General features: G+C 71.9%; 1 protein-coding gene. It reads left to right on the top strand.

Features of this window, described 5'->3' with window-relative positions; genetic code table 11:
• The first annotated feature begins 470 nt into the window (after positions 1-470).
• Positions 471-1,085: a hypothetical protein gene (locus AC2W7M_RS25995; RefSeq protein ID WP_486136034.1), complete on the top strand. Its 615-nt coding sequence runs from the start codon at positions 471-473 to the stop codon at positions 1,083-1,085.
• The last annotated feature ends 61 nt before the right edge of the window (positions 1,086-1,146 follow it).

Raw genomic sequence — 1,146 nt, 5'->3', positions numbered from 1 at the left:
CCACGCTGGCGGAGCCCCGCCGCCGCGCATGATTATCATTGACGTAGCGACATGTCGCCAGGACATCCGCCCGGCGCCGCGCGGCAGCGACCCCGCCGCGCCCACGGGTCATGCCGCCGGGGCGCGCCCGGGAGCGCGGTCGAAGCGCAATGGCGCCCGCCCGCGCAGGAGGACGAATCTCGGCCGCCCCCCGAATCACCCGCCGGAAGGCGGCGATCGGCTTTCTTCCGGCAGGAGGATGCGGCCCGATCGCTGCGGCTGCCGGTCTCATCTGCATACCGCGTGCATACCGCGCCGTTCGCCACCGGCGAAAAAAATGTGCGCAGCCTTGAGTTTTCGGGCCAATTCTTGCGGCATGTCGTTCCAGTTTCCCCGGATCGCGCTATGGCGCCTGCTCGCGGCGCCGGCTGCGCCCCGCCATCCGGTTTCGGGGCGCCGATATCCGCCACCCGCATTGATGGGGCCCAACGATGACCGCTCGTATCCGTCTTACCGTCGGCGCCGCCGCCTTGGCGATGACCGGCCTTCTCGCGCTCGGTGCGCCGGCTCTGGCGCAGCCGCGGCCGACCCCCTCGAACGTCACCTCGGTGACGCTGCCGGGTGTCGGCCCGGTGAACATCCTCACCTACAATGCCGCCTTCGTCTCGGGCGATCCGGTGACCCGGCGGGTGGTTCTCGAGCAGCCGAACGGGCGGCGCTGGTCGGTGCGGGTGCCGGCGCTCTATGCCGACGTGCTGACCATGCCGGTGGGCCAGAACCTGGTCATCCGCGTCCTGCCCGGAGAGGTGACGGCGCTCGGCAAGGCGCGCCAGGGCAAGCCCGGCGAGGTGCTGGCCGAAGAGGTGCTGGACGCCGGGCTGCCCGGCTGGCCGCAGGATTTCGGTGCGCGCAAGGTGACGATCACCACCATCTTCGTCGGCATCGACCAGGCGGCGGGCACCGTGACCTTCGAGGCGCCCGACGGCACCGTCCGCACCATGCGGTCGACCGATCCCAAGGTGCTCGGCGACCTGCAGCAGGTCTCGCCCGGCGACCTCGCGCAGATCACCTATTTCGAGGGCCTGACCGTCAACGCCGTGCGCTGACCGGCCGGCGGGGACCCCGGCAGCGGGTGCCCCGCTTGCCGCCGCGCCCCGCCCGCGACCC

The sequence above is a fragment of the Xanthobacter sp. BG11Y11_SDJG genome, assembly GCF_057364445.1.
This window is presented reverse-complemented; position numbering and strand designations above follow the sequence as displayed.